The organism is Pseudomonas sp. Pseusp97 (assembly GCF_047304025.1).
Lineage (GTDB): Bacteria > Pseudomonadota > Gammaproteobacteria > Pseudomonadales > Pseudomonadaceae > Pseudomonas.
Genome location: NZ_JBGLYK010000016.1, coordinates 23,782 through 45,251 on the forward strand (window position 1 = coordinate 23,782; position 21,470 = coordinate 45,251).

Annotated in this window: 22 protein-coding genes and 1 other RNA gene; 17 read left to right on the forward strand and 6 right to left on the reverse strand. The window is 58.4% G+C overall.

Annotated elements, in window-relative coordinates; genetic code table 11:
* Positions 1–78: 78 nt before the first annotated feature.
* Entirely contained in the window at positions 79–4,287 is a 4,209-nt protein-coding gene (locus ACCC94_RS05465; RefSeq protein ID WP_413348372.1) for a CDP-glycerol glycerophosphotransferase family protein, read from the forward strand.
* Positions 4,284–4,679 (forward strand): glycerol-3-phosphate cytidylyltransferase, encoded by a 396-nt coding sequence (gene tagD, locus ACCC94_RS05470; RefSeq protein WP_413348373.1) that lies wholly within the window; start codon positions 4,284–4,286, stop codon positions 4,677–4,679. Before ACCC94_RS05465 ends, tagD begins: the two co-directional genes overlap by 4 nt.
* Before the next feature lie 169 nt (positions 4,680–4,848).
* Here the strand turns inward: tagD and ACCC94_RS05475 are convergent, their stop codons facing one another.
* Positions 4,849–6,324 (reverse strand): APC family permease, encoded by a 1,476-nt coding sequence (locus tag ACCC94_RS05475; RefSeq protein ID WP_413348374.1) that lies wholly within the window; start codon positions 6,322–6,324, stop codon positions 4,849–4,851.
* Between the two features lie 137 nt (positions 6,325–6,461).
* Entirely contained in the window at positions 6,462–7,955 is a 1,494-nt protein-coding gene (locus ACCC94_RS05480) for an aldehyde dehydrogenase (protein ID WP_413348375.1), read from the reverse strand.
* Between the two features lie 304 nt (positions 7,956–8,259).
* On the opposite strand from ACCC94_RS05480, the gene ACCC94_RS05485 reads away from it, so the two are divergent.
* The 4 genes from ACCC94_RS05485 (at position 8,260) to ACCC94_RS05500 (ending at position 11,017) form a co-directional block, all read left to right on the forward strand.
* Positions 8,260–9,006 carry a FadR/GntR family transcriptional regulator gene (locus ACCC94_RS05485; protein WP_413348376.1) on the forward strand — a complete coding sequence of 249 codons (747 nt, stop codon included), beginning with the start codon at positions 8,260–8,262 and terminating at the stop codon, positions 9,004–9,006.
* A 107-nt stretch (positions 9,007–9,113) separates the two neighbouring features.
* A complete protein-coding gene (locus ACCC94_RS05490; protein ID WP_413348377.1) occupies positions 9,114–9,869 on the forward strand; it encodes a cache domain-containing protein in 756 nt (251 codons plus the stop codon).
* Positions 9,870–9,930: 61 nt separating this feature from the next.
* On the forward strand, positions 9,931–10,602 hold the full coding sequence (locus tag ACCC94_RS05495) for a YceH family protein (RefSeq protein WP_413348378.1): 672 nt from the start codon (positions 9,931–9,933) through the stop codon (positions 10,600–10,602).
* 112 nt (positions 10,603–10,714) lie between these two features.
* Positions 10,715–11,017, forward strand: a complete 303-nt coding sequence (locus ACCC94_RS05500) for a hypothetical protein (protein WP_413348379.1) — start codon at positions 10,715–10,717, stop codon at positions 11,015–11,017.
* 204 nt (positions 11,018–11,221) lie between these two features.
* Here ACCC94_RS05500 and ACCC94_RS05505 read toward each other — a convergent pair whose 3' ends face one another.
* Both ACCC94_RS05505 and ACCC94_RS05510 read right to left on the reverse strand, forming a co-directional pair.
* A complete protein-coding gene (locus ACCC94_RS05505; protein WP_413348380.1) occupies positions 11,222–11,584 on the reverse strand; it encodes a hypothetical protein in 363 nt (120 codons plus the stop codon).
* Positions 11,585–11,639: 55 nt separating this feature from the next.
* The gene (locus tag ACCC94_RS05510) at positions 11,640–11,912 is read right to left on the reverse strand and encodes a DNA-binding protein (protein WP_413348381.1); all 273 of its coding nucleotides are present in this window, start codon (positions 11,910–11,912) and stop codon (positions 11,640–11,642) included.
* Positions 11,913–12,044: 132 nt separating this feature from the next.
* Here ACCC94_RS05510 and ACCC94_RS05515 point away from each other — a divergent pair, with 132 nt between their 5' ends.
* The 11 genes from ACCC94_RS05515 (at position 12,045) to ACCC94_RS05565 (ending at position 20,260) form a co-directional block, all read left to right on the forward strand.
* Positions 12,045–12,266, forward strand: a complete 222-nt coding sequence (locus ACCC94_RS05515) for a DNA-binding protein (RefSeq protein ID WP_233297223.1) — start codon at positions 12,045–12,047, stop codon at positions 12,264–12,266.
* Positions 12,267–12,597: 331 nt separating this feature from the next.
* The gene (gene pflM / locus ACCC94_RS05520; RefSeq protein ID WP_413348396.1) at positions 12,598–12,900 is read left to right on the forward strand and encodes a lysogeny maintenance protein PflM; all 303 of its coding nucleotides are present in this window, start codon (positions 12,598–12,600) and stop codon (positions 12,898–12,900) included.
* Positions 12,897–13,106: a hypothetical protein gene (locus tag ACCC94_RS05525; RefSeq protein ID WP_413348382.1), complete on the forward strand. Its 210-nt coding sequence runs from the start codon at positions 12,897–12,899 to the stop codon at positions 13,104–13,106. The genes pflM and ACCC94_RS05525 overlap by 4 nt, the downstream gene beginning before the upstream one ends.
* A gap of 367 nt (positions 13,107–13,473) precedes the next feature.
* Positions 13,474–13,821 (forward strand): hypothetical protein, encoded by a 348-nt coding sequence (locus ACCC94_RS05530; protein ID WP_413348383.1) that lies wholly within the window; start codon positions 13,474–13,476, stop codon positions 13,819–13,821.
* Positions 13,822–14,036: 215 nt separating this feature from the next.
* On the forward strand, positions 14,037–14,267 hold the full coding sequence (locus ACCC94_RS05535; protein ID WP_413348384.1) for a hypothetical protein: 231 nt from the start codon (positions 14,037–14,039) through the stop codon (positions 14,265–14,267).
* A gap of 21 nt (positions 14,268–14,288) precedes the next feature.
* A complete protein-coding gene (locus ACCC94_RS05540) occupies positions 14,289–14,534 on the forward strand; it encodes a major capsid protein (protein WP_413348385.1) in 246 nt (81 codons plus the stop codon).
* A 68-nt stretch (positions 14,535–14,602) separates the two neighbouring features.
* On the forward strand, positions 14,603–16,318 hold the full coding sequence (locus tag ACCC94_RS05545; protein WP_413348386.1) for a virulence factor TspB C-terminal domain-related protein: 1,716 nt from the start codon (positions 14,603–14,605) through the stop codon (positions 16,316–16,318).
* Positions 16,319–16,329: 11 nt separating this feature from the next.
* Positions 16,330–16,620 carry a DUF2523 family protein gene (locus ACCC94_RS05550; RefSeq protein WP_413348387.1) on the forward strand — a complete coding sequence of 97 codons (291 nt, stop codon included), beginning with the start codon at positions 16,330–16,332 and terminating at the stop codon, positions 16,618–16,620.
* 2 nt (positions 16,621–16,622) lie between these two features.
* Entirely contained in the window at positions 16,623–17,801 is a 1,179-nt protein-coding gene (locus ACCC94_RS05555; protein WP_413348388.1) for a zonular occludens toxin domain-containing protein, read from the forward strand.
* 147 nt (positions 17,802–17,948) lie between these two features.
* Complete coding sequence (locus ACCC94_RS05560) at positions 17,949–19,232, forward strand: hypothetical protein (protein ID WP_413348389.1); 1,284 nt, start codon at positions 17,949–17,951, stop codon at positions 19,230–19,232.
* The gene (locus ACCC94_RS05565) at positions 19,232–20,260 is read left to right on the forward strand and encodes a tyrosine-type recombinase/integrase (protein ID WP_413348390.1); all 1,029 of its coding nucleotides are present in this window, start codon (positions 19,232–19,234) and stop codon (positions 20,258–20,260) included. Before ACCC94_RS05560 ends, ACCC94_RS05565 begins: the two co-directional genes overlap by 1 nt.
* Before the next feature lie 39 nt (positions 20,261–20,299).
* Here ACCC94_RS05565 and ssrA read toward each other — a convergent pair.
* Both ssrA and ACCC94_RS05575 read right to left on the reverse strand, forming a co-directional pair.
* Positions 20,300–20,657, reverse strand: a transfer-messenger RNA (tmRNA) gene (gene ssrA, locus ACCC94_RS05570).
* Between the two features lie 74 nt (positions 20,658–20,731).
* Positions 20,732–21,409, reverse strand: a complete 678-nt coding sequence (locus tag ACCC94_RS05575) for a type 1 glutamine amidotransferase domain-containing protein (RefSeq protein ID WP_413348391.1) — start codon at positions 21,407–21,409, stop codon at positions 20,732–20,734.
* Positions 21,410–21,470: the final 61 nt, after the last annotated feature.

A 21,470-nucleotide genomic window follows, 5' to 3' on the forward strand; every position in this document is an offset into this window, starting at 1 on the left:
GTCTGAATGCCCGGCCTGCAGGATCGATTATCTGGCTGAACGCTACAAATTTGTAATTTCGGGTTGAGTTAGACCAGCATGAAAAAGAGTGCAAGGAAAAAGCAAGTCAGGCCGTCAGAGCTCAATGGCATCGCTGTATCAGGGAACCGGGATGCCGTGGCCGACAACGACCCTATAGTCAGCCTGAACATGCTGCTGCACGACGAACTTGCAGAGCGACGGAAGGAAAATGCTCTGCTGGAAGCCCAGGTGCTTGAATCCGAGGAGAGCATCAAGGCTGAGCGCGAGAGAATGCGCCTGCTAAAAAAGCAGGCAGATGATGAAGTCATTCGGCTGCGTCAGCAAATCGCTGTGCGCGAGCGAAAGTATTCAGCGTTGCGCAAGGAGTTCCAGGAGTCGACCAGTTGGAGGATCACCCGGCCTGTTCGCAAATTTGGTGTGCTGACTCGGCGTGCTCGCTTGCTGAAAGCCACGATCACCTCTTTGTTCTCCCGCGGTGGTGGGTTGAAGCAGAGCGTGCGCAAGGCAATGGAAGTTTATCGGCGAGAAGGCTGGGGCGGTATCCGCTCGCGACTGCGTCGCCACGCCTCGGATCAGTCGGTTCTTGCCGCTCATAAACTTGGCGGTGCACCGATCAAGCCAGCCCAGGGAGCAGCCAATTTGCCATTGGAGCGGCGTGCCTTCCTTGCCCAGCCGGTTTCGCCGGAAGTCCTGGTGGCCAGCGAGCAGTTCACGCAGGCTGACGCCCAGATGCGCATCGCGGTCGTCATTCACGTGTTCCACTTCGATGTTCTGCCGGAGCTGCTCTGGCGCCTGAACAACATCAAGGTCGAGCACGATGTGTTTCTGACTGTGGCACCGGACAAGCATGAAGCCCTCGAAGGATGCTTGGCCAGTTCGCCTGTCGAGCGGCGTAACATCCAGATCGTTCAGGTCGAAAACGGCGGTTACGACATACTGCCCTTCATCAAGATGTTGCCCCGTATTATTGAGGGCGAGTACGACCTGGTGTGCAAGCTGCACACTAAGAAGGGGCTGGCTAATCTAGAAAAGCTGTATCCGGAAGCAGGCAATGCTTGGCTGGACATGCTGCTCAACCCCCTGATGGGCAGCGAAGAGGCAGTTCGCCAGGTGCTGCATGCCTTCGCCACCCAGCCGGATTTGGGCATGGTGGGGGCGGCGGACTTCTACAAGTCAGCGCGCCATCTGATGTATGGCAACGAAGTCGAAGTTTCTCGCTTAGTTCAACTTTTGAAGCCGTCGGCAGATCCGGGACAGCGCTGGGGCTTCTTTGCCGGTAGCATATTCTGGACTCGTCCTTCGTTGCTCAAGGGCCTGAGCGACCTGATCCCGATGCTCGAGCAACTGACCATTACTGCCAATGAGCAGACCGGGAATATCAGTTCTACCTGGCATGCGCTTGAGCGGGTGATGGGCCTGCTGCCCTCGATGAATGGCCAACATACTGCAGTCGTTTACAGTGCGGACGAAAAGGGTAATACGACCCGCGTAATGCTGGCGCATAAAAGTTCTCTGGAAAGTGGCAGCCCTTATCCTGTTGGCGCATCGCTGGCCGGCTATATCAACCTGAAGAAAAACGTCGAGTTTCTTCAAGAGCGAGCTGAGTTCAGTCAACAGTTTTATCTCGATGCCTATCCGCATGTGCGGATGCTGGACATGGATGCCGTAGTCCATTACCTGCGGTATGGGGTGTACGAGCGCTGCAACCCTAACCCGAATTTCGATTCGGCATGGTACTGGGATGAAAACAAGGACACGCTGAATAATCGTTGCAGCCCCTTGGTCCACTATCTGCAGCACGGCGCTAAAGAAGGCCGCAACTGCTTCCCTGCCGCTGAAAACATCACGGCGCTGATGGCTCTGATCAGCGCGACAGGCTATTTCGACAGCAAATCCTATCTGCAGGCCAATCCCGATGTCGCGCGTGCCAAGATCGAGCCGCTGAGGCACTACAGCCAGTTCGGTTGGCGGGAACTGCGCCAGCCTGCACTTGGCACAGACTTCGATGCCGTCTGGTACACGTCCGAGTACCTTGAGCACTGGCGTAGCCCGATCAACCCGCTGCTCCACTACGCAATATGCCAACAGCGCCAGAGTTTGCTGCGCCGTCCTGCGCGAAAGATGCTGGATATGTCGTCTGGGCATCGATTGCCGACAGAGCGCAAAACTAAGCGTGTGTGCCTGTTCGCAGGTTACGACCCCGATGGTTTGATTGACCAGTATGTTCTGGACTTCATCAAGGAGCTGCAGAAGTACGCCGACGTCTATTATCTTGCGGATGGCGATTTGCAGCCAGGCGAGCTGCAGAAGCTGGCGCTGATTACCAAGGGCGCCTGGGCTTTCCGGCATGGTGAGTATGACTTCGGGTCATACTCTCGCCTGGCCCGGGACCTAGTCGGCTGGGAGACGATTCGGACCTTCGACGAGTTGCTTCTGGTCAATGACAGCAGCTACCTGCTCAGCAGCCTTAAGCCAGTCTTCGACAAGATGGATGCGAAGCGCTGCGACTGGTGGGGGCTTCAGGCAACTAAGGGGCTGACCGCTACCCGTGATGTAGCGAGCAACCGTTTTGACGAAAAAATTGCCATGGAGACTGTGCTTCGTCGTCTCGTGCCAAGTTACGAAAAAGACGAATGCTACGACTTCCATATCGGTTCGTACTTCCTCGCTTTCCGTGCGCCTGTACTACAAGAGAAGGGTGTTTTGCAGCAGTTGCTGGATAGTGTTCGAAAGGAGCGGAGTAAGAAGAACATTGTCCTGCGTTATGAGATTGGTATGACCCGAAGGATGCTGTTGGCTGGTCACAAGCCCGCAACCTTTATCGATCATCTGTACCCGTTCCATCCGATATATACAAAATATCATTATGATCTGATTAGGGAAGGCTTCCCATTATTCAAGAGATTTTTCCTCACGGAGAATCACTACCATGTTCCAGAACTGTGGCGCTGGAAGCAGTGGGTTTTAGAAATTCTTCCAGCTGCTGATCTGCAAGCTGCAGAAAGTAACTTGCTGCGTATTGGTAATGCCGACAAGCTCTATCGAAGCTTGCATATTCCGGCGGACGGTAGGCATTGGCCTGAAACCTTGCTGAGCGATGCGCAGTTCATCAAGGAGGACGCCGCAGTGGTCAAGAATGATCGTTGCTGGGCCTTCCCCGTGTGTGCCTATGATCACTTGCTGGGCGGTAACGAGCGAATGGTGTTCGAGTCCGTGAAGAATGACCCGAACATACGAAAAATTATTCTGACTCGCAGCAAGTGCGTACAGGCGGAAGGTGTCAATGTCGATATCGTTCCGCTTAAGAGTTTGGCTGGCCAGCGTCTGCTGATGCAATCGCGCTACATATTCGTGAAGCACGCGCCACGCATCAATACCACTTTCCCGTTGGATGCCAAGCAGCATCGCTTCATTAACCTCTGGCACGGCATTCCGCTGAAGCGTATCGGTTACGCGTCGCTCGATCTGCAGGACAAACTACAGTCCATTTCCGCGGAGCATGCTCGCTGTCATTCGGTCATTGCTTCCTCGAAAATCGATCGCATGGCCATGGCATCAGCGTTCTATCCACTGAGCTTCCATAATGTCTGGGTGACTGGTTTGCCACGCAATGATGTCATTTTGCGGGAAGAGACATTACTGCCTATGGACTTTCAGGACCAATTGGTGCGCCTTCGCGAGACGTTGGCTGGTCGCCGACTGGTACTGTTCGCACCCACATTCCGCAATGCGCAGGCCGAAGCCTATTACGCGTTCAGCGAAGCAGAGCGTAAGGCCCTGGCCGAATGCCTGTTGGCGCACAATGCGGTATTGGGCGTTCGTGAGCATATGGCGGACAAGGCTCATAGCTATTCACAGGCGTTGAGTGGCGTTGACATGCCCGTCATCAGTCTCGATCGGCGCTACTTCGCGGATATCGAGCTTCTTTATCGAGAGTCCGAGTTGCTGATCACCGACTACTCAAGTTGTTTTATTGACTTCATGCTGACTGGTAAGCCAGAAATTTGCTTTGCCTATGATTACGAGTCCTACGCAGGCTCCGAGCGGGGATTGTTCTACGAATTGACGGATGTTTTCCCAGGTCCGGTTTGCCATGACTTCCGTGCGCTGCTGCAGTCGTTGGATGAAACGTTGGCGGGGCAGCAACTTGAAAGCAAAATCTCGTACGAGTTCAAACGCAAGATTTTCTTTGACCATGTTGATGATGGTAATACTCAGCGCGTGCTCGAGCATGTTGCAAGAGAAATGGAGAGGGGGAGCGTATGAAAACTGTTATTACCTACGGAACTTTCGATGTCCTTCATGCTGGGCATATTCGATTGCTGAAACGCGCCCGGGCGCTGGGTGATCGCCTCATCGTAGCGCTATCCAATGATGAGTTTAATGCAGGTAAACATAAAAGCGCATTGCTGGACTATAGCAACCGTAAAGCTGTATTGGAGTCTATTCGCTATGTGGACCTGGTGGTGGAAGAGGCAGAGTGGGAGCAAAAGGTTCACGATGTCAGCAGATACTCAGTGGATGTTTTCGTCATCGGCGATGATTGGAAAGGACACTTTGATTTTCTGAAACCTCATTGCGAGGTCGTTTATCTGTCGCGTACCAACGGCATCTCTTCGACGCAAATTCGTGAGCAGTTAAGCGAAGCCGACGTGTAATTCACAGGAGAGACCGGACAGCCTGAGCAGATTGTCTGGGCCTGTGCCGGTTTGTGAAGGGCCAAGTCGACTCCGACAGACCGTTCACACCAGACTCAGTGGCCTCACCCATCTTCCCAGGATAGAAAAACGCCCGGCATCCTGCCGGGCGTTTTCGTTTCGCTTTGACTTACTGCTGATGCAGTTTCCACGCATCCCCGTGGGGAGCGGTGCCCTTGTCGTACGGGCGGAACAGAGTCATGTAGGCCAGGCCCAGCAGGATCACGATGCCGCCCACCAGGACGATCCCGTAGTTCAGGTACCACGGGGCATCCGGCGTGCGCGGCCAGGACATGTTGATGATCGCCAGCACGCCGTAGGTCAGCGCCAGGATGTTCACGATCCAGCCCCAGTTGCCCAGGGTGAAGGCGCCGCTCGGTTTCCAGCCGCGCAGGCGGGCGAACAGGGCGCCGCTGACGATCATCTGGAAGGACAGGTAGATGCCGATGGCGGCGAAGCTCACCACCATGGCGATGGCGTTCTGCAGGTAGAAGCCGGCGCAGACGATCGCGCTGGGGATCACGCCGCAGGCGATCAGCGCGGCCACCGGTACGTGGGTGTTGGGCGACAGGCGCTTGAGCAGGCCACTGCCCATCACCATCTCGTCGCGTGCATAGGAGTACAACAGGCGGCTGGCGGCGGCCTGCAGGCTGAGCACGCAGGAGACGAACGAGACGATGATCACCGCCATCACCAGGCGCGCGCCGGTCACGCCGAAGGCGTTGTCGAGGATGGTGGTCATCGGGTCCTTGTCGGCGCCGGAGATTACCGCCTGCATGTCCGGTACCGCGAGGATCAGCGCCAGTGCGGCGAAGATCGCGGCGCCGCCACCGATCCAGATGGTCATGCGCATGGCCTTGGGAATGCGCCGGCTGGGGTTCGGGGTTTCCTCGGCGACGTCACCGCAGGCCTCGAAGCCGTAGTAGAGGAACATGCCGGCCAGCGAGGCGGTGAGGAAGGCGGGCCAGTAGCTGCCGTCGATGCGGATGTCGAAGGTGCTGAACAGCACCGAGAAGGGCTGGTGACGCTCGAAGATCAGCAGGTAGGTGCCGATCACCAGCGCACCGAGCAGTTCGCAGATGAAGCCGAACATCGCCACGCGGGCCAGCAGCTTGGTGCCGGACAGGTTGAGCAGGGTGGCGATCACCGTCAGCGCCAGGGCGACGAAGGTGTTGGTCACCGGTGTGGATTCGAAGCCGAGCAATGTGGCGATGTACGGGCCGGCGCCCAGGGCCACGGCGGCGATGGTCACGCACAGCGATACCGAGTAGATCCAGCCGACCATCCAGGCCCAGCGCTTGCCTACCAGGCGTCGTGCCCAGGGATAGACGCCGCCGGAGATGGGGAACTGCGAGACGACCTCGCAGAAGATCAGGCACACCAGCAGCTGGCCGATGCCCACCAGCAGGTAGGACCAGAACATCGGTGGGCCGCCGGCCGCCAGGCACAGGCCGAACAGGGTGTACACGCCGACCACCGGCGAGAGGTAGGTGAAGCCCAGGGCGAAGTTCTGCCAGAGGGTCATGCTGCGTTCGAAATTGGAGGTGTAGCCCAGCGCGCGGAGTTGTTCCGCGTCGCGGTCCAGGGGCTGGATCGAGCTGTTCATCGTGGGTGTCCTGTCTGAGGTTTTCGCGTCGGCAGCCAATCGGGTGCAACGGAAAGCGTTGTTGTTATTGTTCGGCGCGCGGGGTCGGCCGCGCGCCGTCTTGCTCCAAACCTCTCGTGTCGCTGGTTCTCGCCGGGTTACAGCTTGATCCAGGTCGCCTTCAGCTCGGTGTACTTGTCGAAGGCGTGCAGCGACTTGTCGCGACCGTTGCCCGACTGCTTGAAGCCGCCGAAGGGCGCGGTCATGTCGCCGCCGTCGTACATGTTCACCCACACGCTGCCAGCGCGCAGGGCGCGGGCGGTGAGGTGGGCCTTGGAAATGTCGCGAGTCCAGACCGCTGCTGCCAGCCCGTACGGGGTATCGTTGGCGATGCGGATGGCTTCCTCGGCGTCCTCGAACTCGATGACCGAAAGCACCGGGCCGAAGATTTCCTCGCGGGCGATCTTCATCGCATTGCTCACGCCGTCGAACAGGGTCGGTTCGACGTAGGTGCCACCGGTTTCCTCCAGCACGCGCTTGCCGCCAGTGAGGATCTTCGCGCCTTCGTCCTGGCCGGCCTGGATGTAGCCCAGCACCTGCTCCAGCTGGCGGCCGTCGACCAGCGCGCCGACGTTGGTTTCCGGGTCCAGCGGGTGGCCGGCCTTCCAGCCTTTCAGGGCCTCGACCACCAGCGGCAGGAACTTCGCCTTGATCGACTTCTGCACCAGCAGGCGCGAGCCGGCGGTGCAGACTTCGCCCTGGTTGAAGGCGATGGCCGCGGCGGCGGCTTCGGCGGCGGCCTGCAGGTCCGGTGCGTCCTCGAAGACAATGTTCGGGCTCTTGCCGCCGGCCTCCAGCCAGATGCGCTTCATGTTCGACTCGCCGGCGTAGACCATCAGTTGCTTGGCGATTTTGGTGGAGCCGGTGAACACCGCGGTGTCCACGTCCATGTGCAGTGCGAGGGCCTTGCCGACGGTGTGCCCGTAGCCCGGCAGCACGTTCAGTACGCCGGCGGGAATGCCGGCCTCGATGGCCAGCTGGGCGATGCGGATGGCGGTCAGCGGCGAGCGCTCCGACGGTTTGAGGATCACCGAGTTGCCGGTGGCCAGTGCCGGGCCGAGTTTCCAGGCGGCCATCATCAGCGGGAAGTTCCACGGCACGATGGCGGCGACCACCCCTACCGGCTCGCGGGTGACCAGGCCGAGCTGGTCGTGGGAAGTGGCAGCCACTTCGTCGTAGACCTTGTCGATGGCCTCGCCGCTCCAGCGCAGGGAGTCGGCGGCGCCCGGCAGGTCGACGTTCAGCGAATCGCCGATGGGCTTGCCCATGTCCAGGGTTTCCAGCAGCGCCAGTTCCTCGGCGTGCTCTTCCAGCAGGGCGGCGAAGCGGATCATCACGGCCTTGCGGGTGGCCGGCGCTTCACGCGACCAGACGCCGGAGTCGAAGGTGGCGCGGGCGCTCTGCACGGCGCGCTCGGCGTCGGCGGCGTCGCAACTGGCGACCTTGGCCAGCAGGCGGCCGTCCACCGGGCTGATGCAATCGAAGGTTTCGCCGGAGGCGGCGGCAAGGTACTCACCCTGGATGAAGGCGCGGCCCTCGATCTTCAGGACCTTGGCGCGGGCTTCCCAATCGGCGCGGGTTGGCTGGCTCATGCGTATCGCTCCTCGTTCTTGCTGTTGTTGGCGGAGACGGCCTGCGGACCGTCGCTGGCAAATACATTTGAAACCATATCTTATGTTTTTGCGGTTGCCAATACGGGGTGGAAAAGACGCGTTTCTGAGGACGTTTCGCGGCAAAAGACCTTGCTGAAAGACCGCGAGGCGATTAAAAAATATGAAGACATAGTTTTGCGCGAAGCCGCGGCGGGCATGCCGTAGACTTCGCCATCACCAGAACAGAACGCCAGAACAGGAATATTCCGCGTCGGAAGCGCCCACGCTCCGCGCCCTGCTGCCTATGAACGAATTCAGGAAAGTCCGCCCCGCCAGTTTCATGCGCCTGCGCCAGGAAGGGCGCACCGAGGAAGTCGCGCGCCGGCTGGTGGAGATGGTCGACCTCGGCCTCTACGCCGAAGGCGAGCAACTGCCCAGCGAAAGCGAGCTGGCGATGCAGTTCGGCGTCGCCACCGTGACCCTGCGCGACGCCCTGGCGGAGCTGCGCGAACGTGGCGTGATCGAGACCCGGCGTGGGCGCAACGGTGGCAGCTTCGTCTGCTCGCCGCAGCACACATCCGAGGACGCGCTGCTGGGGCAACTGCGCCAGATGAGTGCACTGGAGCTGCGCGACCTGGGCGACGAGCATGTCGCCATCGCCGGAGCTGCTGCTCGCTTGGCGGCGCAGCGCTCCACCTCCGATGAGCAGGCGCGCATCGCTCAATACCTCGATGCGCTGGCCTGTGCCACCACCCGGCAGGAGCAGCGCCGCGCCGATGCGCGTTTCCATATCGAGATCGCCGTCGCCGCCCAGTCCGTGCGCCTGACCCACGCGGAGACGCGCCTGCAGGCGGAAATCGGCGAGTGGCTTTGGCTGCTGGTGAGCGGCTTTCCCGGTGCGCCGGCCATCGAGCAGGAGCACCGCGCCATTCTCGAAGCGATCAGCGCCGCTGATTCGAACCTGGCCGGCGCGCTGGCCGAAGCTCACGTTACCCGCGGCATCAAACGGCTGATCAACCTGCGCCTGAGCCTGCTGGCCGATGACGGCTGACTGGCACAGCGCTTGCTGCTTTCCCGGCGCGTCTGCAAGGACGCAGGCAACGACTCGGCGCAGGCCTCTCTGGCCTGCGCGATAACAAGAATAGCGAGGCTCCGGTCATGTCCAGCGACCAACCCACGGATGAACTCCAGCGCTGCGCCCAGCGCATCGACGCTTCCATCCGTAACGTTTTCCAGCGCCTTGACGAACTGGCCGGCGAGGTCGTGGCGATCTGGCGCACGCTGGCGCAGGAGGGCAAGCGCCCATCTTCCAAGGACCTCGGCGCCCTGCGCCCGCGCATCCAGCATGACCTGACCGATGACGGCACGCGCCTGCACGGCACCGGCGTGGTGATCGAGCCAGGCGAGCTGGCCGACCAGGAGATGTACCTGGAGTGGTGGTACCACGGCCGCGGCGACAAGGTCGTGCCCATGAGCCTGAACTTCAACCGGCGCAGCGAAAGCTTTTACAACTACCTCAACATGCCGTGGTTCTCCCGCCCGCGTGCCAGCGGCCAGCCCTCGGTGGTCGGGCCCTTCGTAGATCTCTACGGCACTGACTTGTACATCCTCGCCTTCTCCGTGCCGATCCAGGTGGACGGCCGCTTCATCGGCGTCGCCGCCGCCGACATCGCCTTGCACGAATTCGAAGGCGTGCTGCTGGGCAGTCTGATGCAGATGGGCCACGAAGCCCTGGTGGTGAATGGCGAAGGGCGCGTTGTCGCAGCCAACACCGCCAACTGGTTCGCCGGCGACCTGGCCCGGCGCACGCTCGGGCGTGCTGCGCAGGGGCGCGAGCAGGAGCTGGCGGCCTCCTTCTCGCACTGGGCAGTCATCGAGCGACCGCTGAGCCGCCGTCTCGCCGGCGCCGCCTGAGGCTGCCAAACGCTGCGTAAACGGCTAGGCTAGGGCGGTTCCCTCATCGACGGATACCGCCATGAGCCAGTCGCTCGACACCCTTTCCGATTTCGAACCCTTGAGTGCAGTGGATGCCCGCGTTCTCGGGTGCCTGATCGAAAAGCAGCTCACCACCCCCGAAGCCTACCCGCTGACCCTCAACGCCCTGGTCACCGCGTGCAACCAGAAGACCAGCCGCGACCCGGTGATGAACCTCACCCCCGGCCAGGTCGGCCAGTCGCTGCGCCACCTGGAAGGCCGCGAGATGACCCGCCTGGTCATGGGCAGCCGTGCCGATCGCTGGGAGCAGCGCCTGGACAAGGCGCTGGAACTGGTCAAGCCGCAGGTCATCCTGCTCGGCCTGCTGTTCCTGCGCGGCCCGCAGACCCTCAACGAGCTGCTCACGCGCAGCCAGCGCATGCACGACTTCGACGACACCGAAGAAGTCCGCCACCAGCTCGAACGCCTCGCCGGACGTGGCATGGCTGTGCAGCTGGAGCGTCAGGCCGGCCAGCGCGAAGATCGCTACATGCACCTGCTGGGCACCGAGGAAGACCGCGAGGCGGCGATTGCCTCCAGCGGCAGCCGCGCCTCCAGCGAGCGCAGCGATGGTGCCGGGCATGACGAAGGGCGACTGGTGGAACTGGAAGGTCGCATCGCCGCCCTGGAAGAGCGCCTCGCCCTGCTGGAGCTTGGCCTTCCGCGCGACTGAATGGGAACGTTCCCCGGCAGGTCGACCAAGGTCGGCCTGTCCGTCCGCTAATCCAGCGTTAATATTTGCCCCCGATAGTCATGCTTGCCCCCGCTTCACCCCGGAGTACCCCATGAGTCGCAAACCCTCCCAGGCCCAGCTGAACGCCGTGCTCAGCCAGCTCACGGAAACCGACTTCAAATCCATTGGCGATCTCGCCGGTCCGCGCGAGGCCAACCTCCTGGTCATCCGCGAACTCTTCCGCCAGGGATTGATCAAGGGCGTGCTGGTCGACGATCCATTCGGCGCCGAGGACGATGACGGCCCGTTGCTGTGCAACGCCGAACGCTTGCGCCTGCGCAAGCCTTGCGTGGAAAGGGTGGTGGAAGAGCAGGTCGAGCCGCTGATGCCGCGGCTGGGGTTCCTGACGCTTTAGGCAAATCACGGGCAAGAAAAAAGGCGCTGGACTTGAGGCTCAGCGCCTTTTTCTTGGATTGGTGGAGCCGGGGGGATTTGAACCCGGCTAAGCGTCTGGAAAGCGCTGGCATTCTTTGGATAGCGCCAGTGTTTCCGGGGCTTCTAGCCGTTTCGCACGGGATAGCGTTGGAAAGGGTCGGTAAGCGCTGTGGGCACTTTTTGGTCACTGGTCTTCGTCTTCTAGGCTTTTTGAGGCTTCACAATATGGGGCTTCGTTAAGTGCTTTGCATCTTTGCCCAAAGATAGCTTTTGCAGCTTTCATGCAGTCCTCATATGAGAGGTTTGCGTTTGCATTTCTGCATACGGTGGAGATCGTTACGTGCCCGTCTCTCCATTCGTATTCGACTGGGGTTACTTTGTTGTTGATTTTTAGCCCCATGCGAACCCAAGCCCAGCGGTGCTTTTCTACTTTTGGAGACATTGCAGAAAGCTGAATTACTTCTGCTGCCTCTTTTGCTTCCGCTTGGGTTGGGGAGTAGCAAATCGTTAGGTAGATCAGCGTCGTGATTGCTGTGAGTCCTTTCATTCCTATCCTCCGTTCCTTCGGGAAAACCAGCGCCTACCTACTTCCTGAGTGATCGCTATCCCGCGCTTTGATTGGACAAGTTTGTATTGGCCTCGTCGTATTCAGGGCTTGTCTGTCCGTCCGTAGGCTTGGTCTCCCCGGTAAGTAGCCACCAGCGATAACCAGGGTAGAACGATGCGAGAACTTCGATCTCATCTGCGCCAACGCGTGCTCGTCCACGCTTGATATTTACCCAGCGGTTGTAATCGGTCTTTCCTGCGCGGGTCAGGTCGTTGAGGCTGCTTTTTTCGATTAATAGCAGCGCTCTATCTGTAAGGCTATTTGCCATAGTTACAAATCATCGTTTGTCATATGTACAAAGGGTAGGGTGCGCTCTATGATTTGTACATAGGGCTGTACATGGTACTAAAGCTATCCAGTCCTATCCAATCAAGTCCGAATCATAGCGCAGGAAAGGGTCATGGAACTGGAAGGACGCAACGTTTCCGCAGCCGATCTCAGAGGGGCTCCGCCTCTGCTTCCGTGGAAGGAATTCGCGAAGTGGATTGGCATGGGTGAAGACGAGCAAATCGTCTGGGGCTGGATTCGGAATGGCTACCTGCCGCGCTTCAAGATCGGCACTCACGTGATGGTGAATGTCGCTCTGCTGAATCGTCAGCTGCTTGAGCAGGAGGGCATCTGATGACCCTCCGTTACATCGTGGAAATGTCCACCGTCCATGGCCCGAGTCGTCGGCGTCGCTGGCATCGCGTTCATACCGATGTTTCTCGTTCTGCCTGCCAGAGCTGGGTGAATGAGGCTGTGTCCGGCCTCCCGACTGAAGCTGAAGTCCCCCGCTCTTGGGGGCTGACTCGCGATCGTGCTTTGCAGGGCTACCGCGTCCGTGGGGTGCGCCATGAGTCTCTTTGATGTGTGTCTTCTTCTCGTTGCTTTCGTGTTTGGCGTTGCTGCGTTCGCTGAAGCATGCGTTCGCGCTTGCTTCGGTTCGAAGCCTTGGTTTCCGAGGGGGCGTTATGTCGGTCCTGTCGAAGTACCTGTTCAAGCCACATCTGAAGGACTGCACGTGTGTGGTGTGTTGGGTTCATCGGGAGTGCGCAAAGCCTTCCCCGCCTCCCGTGCAGCCTTGCCCCGACTGTCGCCCTGCTGGTCGCCCGTTCTTCCGCGATGGGCTGTGGACAGTGAGTCCCGCGCACTTCTGCAAGCGGCACGGGCCCAGCGCCAAGCCACCGAAGTACTGGCATGTGATCTACGACTCGGGGCGACCGACTCCGCATGTGCCGATACGCGAACCACTTACTGAGGACCTATTCCGATGATTCCCCAACGCAAAGATGCCCCTACCGACAAGGAACGCCGCTTCTACGTAGTGGCTCCCAGCTCCGTTTACCTCGCTTTGCAGACCGAAGCTGTGCAGCGCGAAACGGACGTTTGGTCCCTCGGTGGTGCAGTTCTTCAGGCGTGGGTAACGGCTGGTTGCCCGGACATCAAACCCGATCAGCAAAGCCAGGGCGACTCCCTGTGAACCCGACAAAGCCTGTGCCCTTGATCACTGTTCCGAATTGCCCTGCCCGTCACGTCGCCGTCGGTGCGGACTAGGGAGGGCTGACCGGAGCAGGGGCAAGGGCCGAAGGGCGAAGCGAACCCTTGCCCCTGTGACGGGCAGTCCTACCGTCCGCAGTGACCGATGGCGGCGGGGCGGGTTGGGCAATGGAGGCCCTGCCCAGAGCTAAGCCCGAGGGGGCTTTTGATCTGGCTCTTAAGAAACGCAGGCAGCAATGACTTCGCGAGAAGAAAACCCCAGTCAGCAGACGGGCATCGAGGGATGCAGGGCTGTATGGGGAAAACAACCGAAGCGCTCAGAGAGCGTAACTGCAATGGAGAAACACGATATGGCACGCATGACCATGGAAGCCCCGATTCTCGGCACTCAGTACATCGAGGTGAACGGTGTTGCATACGGCAAGGTGTTCATCGGTGAGGAGCCGGACGGCAAGACCGAGCACATCGCCTCGGTGCAGCAGATGAATATCAAGTCCGAGGTGGCTCGCGAGGTCTTCGAATCCGGCCAGCAGTTCAAGCTGGGTCAGGTGGTGCAGTTCACCATCGAGACGGATCGGGGCGGTAAACAGTCCGTCAAAAACGAAGTGATCCACATCGCGGCGGTGGGTGCTCAGCGCGCTCAGCAACCGCAAACCCAGCAGGCTAGCAAGCCCGCTGGTGAGCCGGCTAAGGCCTGATAAGCGATGAAACGGCCTCTCTGGTATCGCCTCGCACGGCTCGCGATGTTGGGGATTCGCGAGCCCTTCTATAGCCCGGCCTTCTGCCTGTTTCTTGGGTTCGCCATGGGCCTTTTGGCCTCGATGCTCTCTATCTATGGCGTAGGTCGCGAAATGGACGGGGCGTTTACCCAGGCAATGACTGGGGTCGTTCAAGCATGTCAGGTGGCGGCCAAATGAATTTCGTTGGTTGTGATGGGGAGTGGACGGTTGCGGGCGGGGTTCTGAGCTGTGCCGGGACTGTTTACACCTACACAACTAACGAAATGGCGCAGATGTTCAACGGGGTATCTGCGGCAACGGGTTTATCGCTATCGCAAGTGATCGATTATGGAATGCACTTCGGTCTGCTGGTTTGGGCCATTGTGTTTTCGTATAAGAAAATCGCTGAAGCGATGGACCTCTAACCTCTGCAAAGGAAAACCATCGTGATCAAGTATCAAAGCAAAAAAGAGATGCTGAAAGCTGGTCTGAAGTCCCTTCCGGTGCGTGCCGGTATGGTGATCGGCGGTCTGACCATGGCGGCGACTTCGTTCGCTGCTGATGATGTTGATACCGCGCCGATCCTCGCCAAGCTGGCTGCATGTGTTGTGGCCGTCGCTGCTGTTGCGTCGGCTGCTCTCGGCGTGGTTATCGTCGTCAAGACCTACAAGTACGTGCGCACTGCTCTGTAAGCAACGCACCATCAACTAAGCCCGGTTTCGCGCAAGCGGGCCGGGCTTTTTGTTGCCCGGAGTTTGATATGAAAGTTATGTCGATATTGAGGGTGTTGGCACTTTGCCTTTGGTCCGTGGCGCTTTCTGGGGAGGTCTTTGCGGCTGATTATTCTTGGCGAGTTGCCCCGTCGGGTAGCCTTTCGTCAGCTTTCGTTAATACCTATTTCCCAAGTGCTCGTGCTGTGTGTGATGGCATACCCGGAGCTTGGGCTCCAGGGGCTTGGACCGCGACAGGGGTTATTATTTCTTTCACGTTAACCGATGCAGCGAAGGGTTCATACGGTTGCGTTATTCAGATTAAGAACTCTTCGGGTGTTACGGCAAGCTCTAGCCAGTTTGCTATTGCTCGTTACGGCGATGGCTGTGCCGCTGGAACCATCTATAACGCAACGACTGGGCGTTGTGATCTGCCCGATCCTAAGGCTGGACAAGTTTGTAGTGATCAAAAGGGTCCGGGTGGGGTTGCTTATATCAAAGCTTCGGATGGTGGTTGTGTCCCGTTAACGGATGCGGATAGGCCTGCAATGTGTAAGTACATGGCTTCTTATGGTACTCAATATAAGAAGATTAGAGTTAGGTTTAATACCGATGGCACCAGTCCTGCGGCCGATACGGATTACAAGAACGCTCTTGGTTGCGAGTTGGATATACAGATATCGTCGACTTGTGTAATGCCTCCTCCGGCTTGCTCTAATAGTAATGGTACGGGGGTTTGTATGCCAAAGAACGAAGGCACTTGTCTCGCCTCCGTTACTTTCACCGGAAGGGTTTTGTCTGATGCGGGCGGGCTTCAGGTTGCCGATCCTGAAGGGGCTAATTCTGGTTACTGCGTAGACCCTGCTAACTGTAAGCTCCCGGATTTGCCTAAAACTGAAGAAAATAAACAGTGTAATTACACTACAGATGCTGAAGGGCGAAAGGTTTGCGATTCTCGCCAGTTCAGTGGTGAGCCAGGGCAGCAAAGCTGCGGGGATGTAAATGGTACCTTTCAGTGTGTGGGTAAGGCTCCCACTGCAAACGGTATAGATATATCAACTAAGGTTGATACAAAGGCTAATTCGGACGGCTCTACTACTTCTACTAAAACTGATGTTGCGACGAAGTACGACTGTTCGGGAAAGTACTCCGATTGCAAAGTGACTACTACTACCACTACAACGACTACGACTAAGAATGCGGCGGGTGAGGTTACTGGTAGTAATTCACAGACTACATGTAAGGGGGATTCCTGTAGTGGCTCTAGTGGTACGGGTGGCGGCGGGAACGGCGGCAAGGGTGACGACACGACTAACTGCGACCCAGCGACCGACCCTAAGGCCTGTGAAGGTGGCTCTACGGATGGCGGCGGTAAGAAGTGTGATGCGCCTATTCAGTGCGATGGTGATGCGGTTATGTGCGCCATTCTCCAGCAGCAACACAAAGACACTTGCGAATTGATGGCTGAGCCTTCTGATGAAGAGAAGTCGAAGTTTGAGCAGGATAAGGCTGCTGAAATAAGCAAGGTTGATGCATTGCAGGATGAGCTGGACGATAAGGCATCCGGGCTATTCGCTGACTTCCAAGCTAAAGCCACCGGCAATCAATACGGTGGTCAGTGCTTAGCGGATAAGTCGTTAGAGGTATTTGGCGCTACATTCACTCTGCCGCTTTCTAAGATCTGCCCTTATCTTGTGTTGCTTCGTTATGCATTGATTGCCATGGCCTATCTGGCTGCGGCCCGTATTGTTTCGCGTGGAATATAAGGAGGCTCAATATGTGGGGCGTTCTTGTTCAAGCAATTATTGCGGCTGGCACTTACTTCTTGCCGCGTCTTCTCGCGGCGCTGGGTGTGGTCGTGTTCTCAGAAACTGCTGTTCAGCCGATTCTCAATTGGCTACAGGGAAAGATCATCGAGCAGCTTTCCGGTTCTGCTGAGTTTCTCGGGTTTCTTCAGTTTATGGGCGTGCAGGATGCGGTATCGATCATCTTTAGCGCTTATGGCGTTCTCTTGGGCATGGTCGCTGCTAAAGCGGCATTCTCCAAGTCGGCGGCGAAAGGAGGTTAATCATGCAGACGCTAGTCACCGGTAAGCCCGGAGCCGGGAAAACTTCTAATGAGCTTTGGAAGTTCCTGCACGATAAGGAATATCAAGGTCGCCCGAAGTTTTGCACGCCTATCAAGGGCTTCGATGCGGAAAAGCATGGTGTAACCGAGATTCCAGACTTGAAGGGCTGGCGGGAGCTTCCGGAAGGTTCTGTGATCTTTGTCGATGAGGTGCAGGATTATTTGGGGGCTCGGAGTGGTAAGGAGGTTCCTGAGTGGATTCGCGAGTTTGCCCGCCATCGCCATTACGGTATGGATTTCATTTTTACCACTCAGAGTCCGCTTTTCCTTGATCCCTTCGTGCGCAAGCTGTGTCAGCGGCATATTCACTACAACCGTCCTTGGAATATGTCCAAGTCATCTAGGCGTACTTGGGAAACGGTGCAGAACGATCCTGAGTCGAAAACGGCTAAGCGGGACTCTCAGGCTTCTATTGTTTCTGCTAATCCGAAGGTGTTTGAGCTATTTACGTCTACTGTGTTGGACACACATAAGCCTCGTCCTCCGTGGAAGTTGATTGCTATAGCTGTATTTGCGCTAGTTATGTTGATCGGTGGTGTTATTGTGGCAAAGGCTTACTTAAGCAAGCTTGAGCAGAATGGCGATCAAAATAAGCCTAAGGAGATTGAATCCTCGCAGGTCAATCCTACGCCTAAAGAGTCAGCAGGAATTGCCTCCAGTGTGGGTAAGGCTGTTTCGGGGGATGGAGTTGTTTGGTCGCTCGATACGATGCAGCCACGCATCCCCGGCATGCCTTGGACGGCTCCGGTCTATGACCAGCTAACCCGGCCTACAGACTTCCCGCGGATCGCTGGATGTATACGTTTCCAAACTGGTCCGTGTCGATGTTTCACGCAGCAGGGAACGCCCATCTCCATGGGGCAGCAAGCCTGCTTAGCGAATATCAAAGAAGGGATGTTCGATCCATGGAAGTCCGGTCGTGGCCAGCAGGCTCAGCAAGCCGCCGCGCAGGCTCCTGCGCAGCCAACAAGGCTCTTGGATGAGCCAGCCCCTACCCCAGCAGTACAGGTCAACGTTGTGGCTGATTCCGAGTATCCATCGCGCCCCTGGCGTTCAAAGAATGCCGGTTCGTCCGCCACTTATGTCCAGTCAGGCGGCGGGTTTGACTATGTGCCTCGATAGGAAATTGGGGTCCCTTTCGATCCGTGGGCGCGAATTGCTGAGGCACGAAGCAAACGCGCCCACGGATTGGAAGGGGCCGGGCTGACGTCCCTGTAACACGTCAGAAAACTAGCTAGCTCGAATGGACATAAGTGGATAGGACTGGATATGAAAAAGGCAGTTGATCAGGTTCGTTTGGATGTGGAAACGGCGCTTGAAGACCCGCGCGGTCGGCTCTTCATTGATCCCATCTCTGCGGCGCTCACGGACCTTTCCGGCGTGCGCATTCTGCGCTGTGGCGTGGATACGGTTCGCCAGCTCTACCGGGGCATGGTTCGCCCTGACGTGCTGTGCCTGTTTGAAGAGCCAGGCATGGTGGATTTCGCTGGTTTCCGTTGGCACTCGGGGCGTGTTGGCCGTGATAGCGGGTATCAGTACAAGCTCCAGAATGCCGACCTCGGGTTGGTCCTGCTGGTGAAGAACTTCAATAGCAAGCTCGACGCGATTGGTCCTCACCTCAAGATCGAAGTCAGTCCGCATACCATCGAGAGCATGACCCACGATGAGCTTCAAAAGCTCATGGATAGCTTGGCGCGTGAAGTGCTGATTCATATGGAGCGCAACCAATGCGCGGTGCACCTCGCGCTTGATGTGCAGGGATGGGTGCCGACGGCTGACCTCTCCACACGCATGCATTGCAAGGCTCGCGCTCAGCGTGAAATCAGCGGCATCAGTGAGCTGTCGTGGGCGGCTAAAGCGTCTGTGTACGGTCGGGGCGAGACGTTCATGTTTGGGTCGGCCAACGGTATTCAGCTGTCGATCTACAACAAAACCGAGCAAGCGAAGGCCGTCGACAAGCTCGACTACTGGGAATCGGTCTGGTCGCGTTCAGACAATCCGTTTGATGACGAGGATCCGGCGAACTATCAGCCCGAGCAGGCGGTGTGGCGCATAGAGCTTCGTTTCCATCACTCGGTCGTTCAGCAGTTCGCAGAAGGCTCGGCTAGCACGGCTACCGGTGACTTCATTTCCACCGATTCCTATGCCGATCTGGTGCCCCATCTCGATGGCCTCTGGTCCTATGGTGTGTCCTTGTTCCGTCTGCTGTCCCGTCCGGGCGTCTACGATGCTTTCTGGTCGCTGATTCGCATGGATGTGAGGGTATCGGTGCCTGTCCCCTCTCTGCTCGATCAGACGCATTACAAGCGCTACTACAAGACCTCTCGCGGCTTCTCCGGTAAGAACGTCGATCTCTTCATGGGGAATTTCATCTCACTGCTGGCCCGGGAGCGCGTTGGGGCAAAAAAGGCCATGGCCAGACTTCAGGAATGGGAATGCTGGCCCGTTATTCGCGACCACTACGCCGCAAAGGGAAAGGACGCGGACGCGATTTATAAGCACGTGAAGGACCTCCTTGAAGAGCGAAGCGTTCGATGGGGGAGGGCCGTCTGATGGCAGTCACGAAGCAAGATGATGGGCGGTGGAAGGTAGACGTCCGCGTATCTCCGGTGAAGCGGTTCCGAAAGACCTTCAAGACGAAGGGGGAGGCGTTGCGCTTTGAATCGCACGTCCAAGGTAAAGCGGCGCAGTCGAAGGAGTGGGCCGAGAAGGGGCCGGATCGTCGCCGACTCTCTGAGCTGGTTACGCTCTGGTATGACCTTCATGGCCATATGCTGAAGGACGGTGAACGTCGTCGTTCCAAGCTCGATGCGTTGGCTATTCGCCTGGGCGATCCTGTGGCGTCCACGCTCAAGCCTCAGGTGTATGCGCATGATCGTCGGGTGCGTAATGAAGCCGGTACGTCGCCTAAGACGCTGAACAATGAGCTGGGGTATCTGCGGGCGGTCTACAACGAATTGAAAGGGCTTGGCGAGGTCCTCTATGCCAATCCATTGGAGCTGGTGAAGCCCTTCCGTATAGAGGAACGGGAGCTGTCGTGGCTCGATGATGGCGAGGTTGATCAGCTGCTTGATGCCATTCGTAGTGGCTGCGATAACCCGCACGTGCTGCCCATCGTGCTGATTTGTCTGGCCACTGGCGCTCGATGGTCTGAAGCGGAAGGCCTGCGGCCTGCAAGGTTGCGTGACTGCACCGTGACCTATTCGCAGACGAAGTCCTCGAGGGTGAGGTCTGTTCCGATCTCTGCCGACCTCGATGCGTTCCTACGCGAGCATTGGAAACGTCACGGCCAGTTCACTCCGGCGATCACTTCATTCCGGCGTGCTCTTGATCGTTCTGGTATCGCGTTACCCAAAGGACAGGCGAGTCATGCGCTCCGGCATACGTTTGCGAGCCGGTTCATGCAGAAGGGCGGGAACATCCTCACGCTACAGAAGATTCTGGGGCACTCCAGCCTTGCTATGACCATGCGATATGCGCATCTCGCACCTGAGCATCTGGTCGAAGCGGTTCGACTGAACCCGTTAGCTGGTAGGGCAATTTTTGGGCAAGGGCATGCCCTAGAAAGCAAAAACCCTTGAAATTCACTAGGAAAATCAAGGGTTTAGGCTGTTTGCGTTTGGTGGAGCCGGGGGGATTTGAACCCCCGTCCGCCAGTTCTCCGCTGTCGGTTCTACATGCTTAGCCATCTCTATTGAGTTAACTCCGCGCGGCCCGAGTGGCAGGGCGCTTGGAGCGAGCTGTATGAGTTTTAGCCGTTACGTCTACAGCGAACTTGGCGGCGATCCTGTTCTATATGACAGACCTAATCTTCGGGTTTACAGGCATCCCCTAGGGTCTGCTAGCGGCACTTAGGCTGCTAGGGCGTAGTTGTCGTCGTTGGCAACTATAAAGTTGTGGCAGCTGATTTACGAGAACTGTCACCTACTCGGCATGCCCCTCGAGTTTTGTTACCGGCGTCGAATCCTAATCGGCCCCAAAACCTTGAAAGGTCACGGACGATTGTACGGGAAAGCCGCCCCGATAGCCACCCGGGGCGGCGCAAGGTGTTGTCAGGCCAGGAATTTCAGCACGGCTTCGGCCACGGCCTCGGAGGACGCGGGGTTCTGCCCGGTGATCAGGCCGCGGTCGACCTCGACGTGGCTCTGCCAGTCCGGGCCCTTGCTGTAGCGGGCTCCGTTGGCCTTGAGCATGTCCTGAACCAGGAAGGGCACCACGTCGGTAAGGCCCACGGCTTCCTCCTCGCTGTTGGAGAACCCGGTGACATGCCGGCCCTGCACCAGCGGCTGGCCGTCCAGCCCGCGCGGGTGGCGGAACACGGCAGGAGCATGGCAGACGGCGGAGACGGTCTTGCCGCTGGAGTGGAACGCTTCGATCAGTGCCACCGAGGTGCGGTCCTCGGCCAGGTCCCAGAGCGGGCCGTGGCCGCCGGGGTAGAACACCGCGTCGTAGTCATCGGCCTTCACTTCGCTGAGCTTCACCGTGTTGGCCAGAGCGGCCTGGGCTTCGCTGTCCTCGCGGAAGCGCCGTGTGGCCGGGGTCTGGGCGCCTTCCTCGTCGCTCTTGGGATCGAGCGGCGGTTGGCCGCCCTTGGGCGAGGCCAGCGTCAGGCTGGCGCCGGCATCCTTGAACACGTAATAGGGCGCGGCGAACTCCTCGAGCCAGAAGCCGGTTTTCTTGCCGGTGCTGCCGAGCTGGTCGTGGGAGGTCAGGACTACCAGGATTTTCATGCTCACTCCTTCGGCGTATCGCTAGTCATGCGGCTGCCGCCGAAACGGCAGCCCGGACTGT

Bases quoted from the DNA above. Each gene is read 5' to 3' on its own strand.
- ACCC94_RS05575 (WP_413348391.1), bottom strand. From the start codon at position 21,409: ATGAAAATCCTGGTAGTCCTGACCTCCCACGACCAGCTCGGCAGCACC.
- ACCC94_RS05500 (WP_413348379.1), top strand. From the start codon at position 10,715: ATGAGTCGCAAACCCTCCCAGGCCCAGCTGAACGCCGTGCTCAGCCAG.
- ACCC94_RS05535 (WP_413348384.1), top strand. From the start codon at position 14,037: ATGAATTTCGTTGGTTGTGATGGGGAGTGGACGGTTGCGGGCGGGGTT.
- ACCC94_RS05550 (WP_413348387.1), top strand. From the start codon at position 16,330: ATGTGGGGCGTTCTTGTTCAAGCAATTATTGCGGCTGGCACTTACTTC.
- ACCC94_RS05515 (WP_233297223.1), top strand. From the start codon at position 12,045: ATGGAACTGGAAGGACGCAACGTTTCCGCAGCCGATCTCAGAGGGGCT.
- ACCC94_RS05490 (WP_413348377.1), top strand. From the start codon at position 9,114: ATGTCCAGCGACCAACCCACGGATGAACTCCAGCGCTGCGCCCAGCGC.
- ACCC94_RS05530 (WP_413348383.1), top strand. From the start codon at position 13,474: ATGGCACGCATGACCATGGAAGCCCCGATTCTCGGCACTCAGTACATC.
- ACCC94_RS05505 (WP_413348380.1), bottom strand. From the start codon at position 11,584: ATGAAAGGACTCACAGCAATCACGACGCTGATCTACCTAACGATTTGC.
- ACCC94_RS05525 (WP_413348382.1), top strand. From the start codon at position 12,897: ATGATTCCCCAACGCAAAGATGCCCCTACCGACAAGGAACGCCGCTTC.
- ACCC94_RS05480 (WP_413348375.1), bottom strand. From the start codon at position 7,955: ATGAGCCAGCCAACCCGCGCCGATTGGGAAGCCCGCGCCAAGGTCCTG.
- ACCC94_RS05495 (WP_413348378.1), top strand. From the start codon at position 9,931: ATGAGCCAGTCGCTCGACACCCTTTCCGATTTCGAACCCTTGAGTGCA.
- ACCC94_RS05555 (WP_413348388.1), top strand. From the start codon at position 16,623: ATGCAGACGCTAGTCACCGGTAAGCCCGGAGCCGGGAAAACTTCTAAT.
- ACCC94_RS05545 (WP_413348386.1), top strand. From the start codon at position 14,603: ATGAAAGTTATGTCGATATTGAGGGTGTTGGCACTTTGCCTTTGGTCC.
- ACCC94_RS05560 (WP_413348389.1), top strand. From the start codon at position 17,949: ATGAAAAAGGCAGTTGATCAGGTTCGTTTGGATGTGGAAACGGCGCTT.
- ACCC94_RS05465 (WP_413348372.1), top strand. From the start codon at position 79: ATGAAAAAGAGTGCAAGGAAAAAGCAAGTCAGGCCGTCAGAGCTCAAT.
- ACCC94_RS05565 (WP_413348390.1), top strand. From the start codon at position 19,232: ATGGCAGTCACGAAGCAAGATGATGGGCGGTGGAAGGTAGACGTCCGC.
- ACCC94_RS05475 (WP_413348374.1), bottom strand. From the start codon at position 6,324: ATGAACAGCTCGATCCAGCCCCTGGACCGCGACGCGGAACAACTCCGC.
- ACCC94_RS05510 (WP_413348381.1), bottom strand. From the start codon at position 11,912: ATGGCAAATAGCCTTACAGATAGAGCGCTGCTATTAATCGAAAAAAGC.
- ACCC94_RS05485 (WP_413348376.1), top strand. From the start codon at position 8,260: ATGAACGAATTCAGGAAAGTCCGCCCCGCCAGTTTCATGCGCCTGCGC.
- tagD (WP_413348373.1), top strand. From the start codon at position 4,284: ATGAAAACTGTTATTACCTACGGAACTTTCGATGTCCTTCATGCTGGG.
- pflM (WP_413348396.1), top strand. From the start codon at position 12,598: ATGTCGGTCCTGTCGAAGTACCTGTTCAAGCCACATCTGAAGGACTGC.